We start from the raw sequence: 7,403 nt of genomic DNA, 5'->3' as shown, positions 1-7,403 counted from the left end.
GGGTAGGGGAGCGTCGTGCCGGGGGTGAAGCAGCGGGGTGACCCAGTTGTGGACGCGGCACGAGTGAGAATGCAGGCATGAGTAGCGAAAGAAGGGTGAGAAACCCTTCCGCCGGATGACCAAGGGTTCCAGGGCCAGGCTAATCCGCCCTGGGTGAGTCGGGACCTAAGGCGAGGCCGAGAGGCGTAGTCGATGGACAACGGGTTGATATTCCCGTACCCGCGAAAGAGCGCCCGTGATGAACCTTATTGTGCTAACTGCCCGATCTGTTGGCGGTCTTCGGACCAAGAACGGGGAGCGCAGGAACCTGGTGGGTAGTAGTCAAGCGATGGGGTGACGCAGGAAGGTAGCTGAGCCCGGCCGGTGGTTGTGCCGGGGTAAGCGTGTAGGCCGTGTTGTAGGCAAATCCGCAACACATGGGGCTGAGACGTGATGCCGAGCCGATTCAGGTGAAGTCAGTGATCCTATGCTGCCGAGAAAAGCCTCTAGCGAGTTCTTAGCGGCCCGTACCCCAAACCGACACAGGTGGTCAGGTAGAGAATACCGAGGCGATCGGGCGAACTGTGGTTAAGGAACTCGGCAAATTGCCCCCGTAACTTAGGGAGAAGGGGGGCCGGAGACGTGAAGCCCCATGCGGGTGGAGCGTTGTATGGCCGCAGAGAGCAGGGGGAAGCGACTGTTTACTAAAAACACAGGTCCATGCGAAGAAGTAATTCGATGTATATGGACTGACGCCTGCCCGGTGCTGGAACGTTAAGGGGACCTGTTAGCTCTTCGGGGCGAAGCGGAGAACTTAAGCGCCAGTAAACGGCGGTGGTAACTATAACCATCCTAAGGTAGCGAAATTCCTTGTCGGGTAAGTTCCGACCTGCACGAATGGCGTAACGACTTCCCCACTGTCTCAACCACAGGCCCGGCGAAATTGCATTACGAGTAAAGATGCTCGTTACGCGCGGCAGGACGGAAAGACCCCGGGACCTTTACTATAGCTTGACATTGGTATCTGAATGGGCTTGTGTAGGATAGGTGGGAGCCGGTGAAACCTGTACGCCAGTATGGGTGGAGGCAATCTTGAAATACCACTCTGGTTGATTTGGGTATCTAACTTCGGACCGTTATCCGGTTCAGGGACAGTGTCTGGTGGGTAGTTTAACTGGGGCGGTTGCCTCCTAAAAGGTAACGGAGGCGCCCAAAGGTTCCCTCAGCCTGGTTGGCAATCAGGTGTTGAGTGCAAGTACACAAGGGAGCTTGACTGTGAGACTGACAGGTCGAGCAGGGACGAAAGTCGGGACTAGTGATCCGGCACTTGCGAGTGGAAGCGGTGTCGCTCAACGGATAAAAGGTACCCCGGGGATAACAGGCTGATCTTCCCCAAGAGTCCATATCGACGGGATGGTTTGGCACCTCGATGTCGGCTCGTCGCATCCTGGGGCTGTAGCAGGTCCCAAGGGTTGGGCTGTTCGCCCATTAAAGCGGTACGCGAGCTGGGTTTAGAACGTCGTGAGACAGTTCGGTCCCTATCCGCCGTGCGCGTAGGATACTTGAGAAGGGCTGTCCCTAGTACGAGAGGACCGGGACGGACGAACCTCTGGTGTGCCAGTTGTCCCGCCAGGGGCACGGCTGGTTAGCTACGTTCGGAAGGGATAACCGCTGAAAGCATCTAAGCGGGAAGCCTGCTTCAAGATGAGGTATCCCACCCCACTTTGTGGGGGTAAGGCCCCCAGCTAGACGACTGGGTTGATAGGCCGGAAATGTAAGCCCGGTAACGGGTTCAGTTGACCGGTACTAATAGGCCGAGGACTTGACTACAAAGCTGCTACGCGTCCACTGTGCAACTCTGAACAACCGAACAACCCCCACACCGTGTGTGGGTGCGTGTGTTGTTTGATATGTTCATAGTGTTACGGCGGTCATGGCGGAGGGGAAACGCCCGGTCACATTCCGAACCCGGAAGCTAAGCCCTCCAGCGCCGATGGTACTGCACTCGGGAGGGTGTGGGAGAGTAGGACACCGCCGGACAACCTTTAGTTGAGGCCGACCCCGTCAGGGGTCGGCCTCAACTGCATTCCCACCCCCACCGATCTCCGACCTGAACTGCCCTCCGCCCCCAACCGCATTCCAGCCCACCTGCACGGTGATCACCATCCCACCAGGCCCGCCCGCACAGGGACGGGCCTACGGTGTTTCTCCGAATGCAGATCGCCCCATTTTTCGCGGACCCTTATTGCGTCGTCCTTCCGACATTCATGACTATTCTGTCGTCCCCTCGGGAAAATACAAAGGGTGGACGAACTGACCAACCGGAAACAGTCGTTGTCGGATCCGGGCCGGCCAGCAGAAGCCGAATTGTCGACGATCCGGGTCGTGGTGGTGGGTCCTCCGGGCCTGTTACGCACCGCGCTTGCAGCGGTGTTGGCCGCTGCGCCCGGGTTCGACTTGGTGGGGGAGAGCGAGCCTGACCACCAGCTGACGGATCGGGTCGTCACCCGGCGTCCGCACGTGGTGCTGGTCGACCTGGACGCGATCGAGGACCCGGCTGTCCTTACCGGACGGTGGCACGCCCGGCTCCCGGAGTGCGCGGTGGTGGTGTTGACCTCCCGGCGGACCGCGCGGGTGCTGCGGCGGGCGCTCGGCGCGCGGGTGCGCGGCATCATCGCGAAGGACGTCGCCCCTCAGGAGCTGCTGGGTCAACTGCGGCTGGTCGCCGAGGGACAGCGGATGATCGACCCGGTGACAGCGCTGGCCGCGCTCGACGCCGCCGTCAATCCGTTGAACGAGCGGGAACGCGAGGTGACCGCCGCTGCGGCCCGCGGGCTGTCGACCAAGGAGATCGCGGCGCACCTGCACCTGGCACCCGGCACCGTCCGCAATCACCTGTCCGTGGTGCTGCGCAAGACCGGGGCCCGCAACCGTTGGGAAGCCGTCCTGCGGGCCCAGGACGCCGGCTGGATCTGACTACCCGTGAGAAGGGGTGTCGGTCCAGTTACGAATTCAATAAGATTCCCAACCGTGCGTCATTGGTTGCACACATCTCGTCAACACGGGTTTGATCTCGGGAGTGGCTTATGGTTCGCACACTGCTCGCTCTCCAGGGTGGGCTGCTCCGGGGCGCCCTCGCCCAGCTGCTCTCGGCCGAGCACGACATCGAGATCGTCGGTGAGGTGGACAGTCCGCACCACCTACGGGCGGCAGTCCGGGCCGAGCGCCCCGACGTGGCCGTGATCGAGTTCGACATGCTGCCCGTGGCGGAACTGATCCACCTGGCAACCGCCGGCCCCGCCGCCGATTTTGCCGCCGACCCCGCCGGTGATCCGTACTCCTCGGTGACAGGTGCTGATCCGGTGGCCACGGACGTCACCGGCGGTCCGCACCCCCGACAGCTGGTCGCCCTGCCGGCCACCCTCGTCGGCTCCCTGCTGGTCCTGGTCGAACAGCGACGGGCGAGACGACTCGGCCCCGTGCTCGCCGAGCACGGTCACCGGATCGGCTTCCTCAGCCGCGACGTCCCGCCCGGTCGAATTGTCGACGGGGTGCGTCAGCTCGCCGGGGGACGGGTCGTCCTGGACCCGGATCTGGTGGTCGCCGCCCTGGAGGTCGCGGACAGCCCGTTGACCAATCGGGAGCGGGAGGTGCTCGACGTGGTCGCCGAGGGACATCCGGTCCAGGAGATCGCCGATCGACTGGTGCTGTCCGCCGGGACGGTGCGCAACCACCTGTCGCGGATCATGGCGAAGACCGGGGCCCGGACCCGCTGGGAAGCGGTGCGGATCGCCCGCGAGTCGGGCTGGCTGTGACCGGCCCGGCCCGGCCCGACCTCGGTCGTCCCCGGTGCCACCTCCCGCAACCTCCCGGTGCCGGCCTACGGACTAGGCCCCGCCCCGCTCCCCGGCCCGGCCGTCGGCACCGGTCCGGGCCACCGCCGCCGACCCACTCCGGGCCCTCGCCACCGTTCCGGTCGGGGCCACCGCCTCCGGTGCCACGTCCGGCGTCGTCCAGCAGCGGGCGATTGCCGACGGATCCCGCTCCGTCTCGCCGTAGCCGACCAGGGCGCGATAGGCCGCCGAGCGGGTGAGCAGCCCTTCGTGGGTGTCCAGCAGCGCGGTGCGCCCGTCGAGCAGCAGGACCCGCCGGGCCCGCAGCGCCGAACTGACCCGGTGCGCGATCACCACCAGGGTTCCCGACCGGGCGGCGAATGCGTTCTCCAGCCGGGCCTCGGTTGCCGGGTCCAGGTGGCAGGTGGCCTCGTCGAGAATGGTCAGTGGGGCGGGGGAGAGCCAGGCCCGCAGCAGCGCCAGCTGCTGGCGTTCGCCTGCGGACAGGTCCCCCGGGCGCAGCAGCGCATCGTGGCCACCGAGCCGGGCCAGCAGCCTGGTCAGGCCCAGCCGGGCCGCCGCCCGGTCCACCGTCTGGTCCGGCAGGCCGGGTGCCAGATAGCCGAGGTTGTCGCGGAGCGTGCCGGTGAAGACGTAGGCCTCCTGGGGGATGAGCACCCGCCGGTCGGCCAGCTCCTTCGGCGTGGCGCCGGTCACTGGTAACCCACCGACGTGGACCGTGCCGGACTGGGGATGCAGCACCCCGGCGATCAGCCCGGCGAGGGTCGACTTGCCGATCCCACTGGCCCCGACGATCACCAGATGGTCCCCGACGGGCACATCGAGGTCGAGGTCGTCGAGTACCGGGTCGGCGTGTGGGCCGTACCGGAAGGTGACCGCGCGCAGCGACAACGCCGCCGCAGCCCGATCCGGACCGGGGCGGAACGACCCGGCCGGGGCGGTGGGGAGCGGGGCGGTGCCCGCCGGGGCGGCGGTGCGCAGCAGCCGGTCCAGGGTGACGGCGAACCGGAGGCCACCGGCCGCCACCCCCTGCACCAGGCTGTGCAGTGCCGGCTGCACCCCGCGCGTCACATAGACCAACGCGCCGAGCACGGCGCCCGGCCCGAGACCCTGGCGGACCAGCCACGGTGTGGCCAACAGCAGCACCGGCACCGGCAGCCAGCCGCCCAGCGCCAGGCTCAGGCCGCGGGTCGCCGCCATGGTGGCCAGCCGGCGTTCCACCCGGGCCTGCGCGTCGATGGACCCGCCGACCCAGCCGGTCACCTGGTCCCGGGCACCGCTGGCGGCGACGTCGCGATGGCCGGTCACCGCGGTCACCACGGCCCGGCCCAGCTGCTCGTCGACGCGCACGTACTCCCGTTGCCGGGCCACCATCACCGGCAGCGCCACGGCGAACAGGGCGAGGCCGGCCAGCACCGGCACCGCCACCACCAGGGCCACCGGGGCGGCCAGCGAGAACAGGCCGAGCACGGCGGCACCGAGCGCGAACAGAAATCCGCGGACCACCATCAGCAGCCCGGCGTAGGTGTCCCGGACCAGCTCCACCTGGTGGGTGAGCCGGGCCACCGCCGCGTCGTCGGCCCGGCCGCCGGCCGCGCCGGCCACCGCGCCGCGCACCACCCGCCGGAGCAGGTCGTCGCGGAACGGCTCGACCACGGCACCGAGCAGCGCGTACGACCGGTTGGTGCCGGCCGCGCCGACCAGCACCGCGAACCCGAGCAGGGCCAGCCAGGCCAGCCCGACGCCCGGTCGGCTGGCCAGGAAGCCGCTGTCGACGGCGCGTGCGGTCAGCAGCCCGGACAGGGCCGCCGGGAGCACCTCCGCCGCCGACCAGCCCGCCAACCGCCACAGCTGCGCGCGCCGGGCTCGCAACGCGGCCCGGGTCACCCCGACGACGGTGCTCATGACCGGAACACCTCCCGGTAGTCGGGGTCGGCCCACAGTGTCCGGTGCGGGCCGACCGCTCGGACCCGACCGCCCGCCACCCACGCCACCAGGTCCGCGCGGGCGGCCATGCCGAGCCGGTGGCTGACCACCACCCGGGTACGCCGGTCACCGGGCCCGGTCAGCGCCTGGGTCACCTGGTACTCGGTGGCGGTGTCCAGGCTGGACGTGGCGTCGTCGAGGATGAGCAGTCGTCCGGCCCGCAACGCGCGGGCCAACCCGAGCCGCTGCCGTTCACCGCCGGACATGGCGACCTCGGCCAACGGGGTGCCGTACCGGTCGGGCAGCCGTTCGACGAAGTCGTGGATGGCGGCGGCCCTGGCCAGCGGCACCGGGTCCGCGCCGACCCCGACGGCGACGCCCACCGTCTCGCCGACCAGCACCGGCCGCTCGAACCCGTAACCCACCGCGGCGTGCAGGGCGGCCGGGGTCAGCTCCGGCAGCGGCACGCCGTCCAGCAGCACCTCGCCGTCGTCCGGGTCGCGCAGCCGGCCGGCGACGGCGGCGAGCAGGGACTTACCCGCGCCGGAGGCGCCCACGACGGCCAGCAGCGTGCCGCCGGGCACCCGCAGGTCGACCCGGTCGAGCAGGGGCCGGCCGTCGCCGTCGCGCACGGTCACCCCGTGCAGTTCCAGGGTTCCAGGTCCGGGCGGCAGGGATCGGACGCCGTACCGTCGGGCGGGTTCGGCGAGCACGTCGGCGGCCCGGCGGCAGCCGGCGCGTACCCGGACCGCGGTGTTGAGGGCGGCGACCACGGTGCCGAGGCCGGCACCGAGTGCGGCGTACTGGATGGCGGCCAGCAGCTCCCCGGGCGTCAACCGGCCGGCGGTCAGCGACAGCCCACCGACAGCGACGATCGCGACCTGGAGCAGCGGGTTGAGCACCGCGCCCCGGGTGGCCGCCCCGGCCAGCACCGTCCAGGTCCGCGCGCCGTGCCGGTGCAGCGCGGCGAGGGGGGTCAGCACCCGGTCGACCTCCCGCTCGCCGGTCCCGGCGGCGGCGATGGTGCGCGCCCCCGCCAGCGTCTCCACCAGCCGACCGGCGAGGTCCCCCTGGGCCTGCTGGTAGCCGGCGACGGCGGCGGAGGCGTCGGCGACGAAGCCGCGCAGCAGCAGGGCGAGTAGCAGCAGCCCCAGTACGAAGGTGCCACCGAGCCACGGGTCGATGAGGGTGAGCGCCACCAGGCTGCCCACCGGCGGCAACGCCACGGTGGCGGCCGTGACGACGGTGGGTGCGGCCTGTCCGGCGTCGGCCACCTGCCCCACCACCCGGCCGGCCAGGTCACCCACCGGGCGGCGGGCGGCGGTCTGCGGGTCGAGGGCGAACAGGTGCCGGACCAGGGTGTGCCGCAGGTGGGCCACCGACCGGGCGGTCGCCGCGCCGGTGCCGTAGTCCCGGATGACGCCGACGACGACCAGCAGGGCGATCAGGCCGGCGACGGCGGCCAGCCAGCGGCCGGGGGACGCCTGCGGCGCGGTGCCGACGGCGGCGTCGACGGCCCGGCCCAGCACGGCCGGCAGGGCCAGTTCGGCTGCGGTCCCGGCCACGGTGACCACGGCCAGTGTCGGGGTCCACCAGCCGGCCGCACGCACGGCACGCAGCAGGAGCCGGTCGTCCGGTGTCATC

Annotated in this window: 4 protein-coding genes and 2 rRNA genes (1 of these 6 cut by a window edge); 4 read left to right on the top strand and 2 right to left on the bottom strand. The window is 69.6% G+C overall.

Going from position 1 to position 7,403, the window contains the following annotated elements:
• The 4 genes from ACQP1S_RS16570 to ACQP1S_RS16555 all read left to right on the top strand — a co-directional run.
• A 23S ribosomal RNA gene (locus ACQP1S_RS16570) occupies nucleotides 1-1,809 on the top strand; it begins 1,300 nt to the left of the window's first position.
• 93 nt (nucleotides 1,810-1,902) lie between these two features.
• A 5S ribosomal RNA gene (rrf, locus tag ACQP1S_RS16565) occupies nucleotides 1,903-2,019 on the top strand.
• A 420-nt stretch (nucleotides 2,020-2,439) separates the two neighbouring features.
• The gene (locus tag ACQP1S_RS16560; RefSeq protein WP_432896060.1) at nucleotides 2,440-2,955 is read left to right on the top strand and encodes a LuxR C-terminal-related transcriptional regulator; all 516 of its coding nucleotides are present in this window, start codon (nucleotides 2,440-2,442) and stop codon (nucleotides 2,953-2,955) included.
• A 110-nt stretch (nucleotides 2,956-3,065) separates the two neighbouring features.
• Complete coding sequence (locus tag ACQP1S_RS16555) at nucleotides 3,066-3,794, top strand: LuxR C-terminal-related transcriptional regulator (protein ID WP_432896057.1); 729 nt, start codon at nucleotides 3,066-3,068, stop codon at nucleotides 3,792-3,794.
• A 72-nt stretch (nucleotides 3,795-3,866) separates the two neighbouring features.
• Here the strand turns inward: ACQP1S_RS16555 and ACQP1S_RS16550 are convergent, their stop codons facing one another.
• Both ACQP1S_RS16550 and ACQP1S_RS16545 read right to left on the bottom strand, forming a co-directional pair.
• Nucleotides 3,867-5,738 (bottom strand): ATP-binding cassette domain-containing protein, encoded by a 1,872-nt coding sequence (locus tag ACQP1S_RS16550; protein ID WP_432896054.1) that lies wholly within the window; start codon nucleotides 5,736-5,738, stop codon nucleotides 3,867-3,869.
• Nucleotides 5,735-7,402: an ABC transporter ATP-binding protein gene (locus ACQP1S_RS16545; protein ID WP_432908080.1), complete on the bottom strand. Its 1,668-nt coding sequence runs from the start codon at nucleotides 7,400-7,402 to the stop codon at nucleotides 5,735-5,737. The genes ACQP1S_RS16550 and ACQP1S_RS16545 overlap by 4 nt, the downstream gene beginning before the upstream one ends.
• Nucleotide 7,403 lies beyond the last annotated feature (1 nt).

The organism is Micromonospora matsumotoense (assembly GCF_050951065.1).
Classification (GTDB): Bacteria; Actinomycetota; Actinomycetes; order Mycobacteriales; family Micromonosporaceae; genus Micromonospora; species Micromonospora matsumotoensis.
This window is presented reverse-complemented; position numbering and strand designations above follow the sequence as displayed.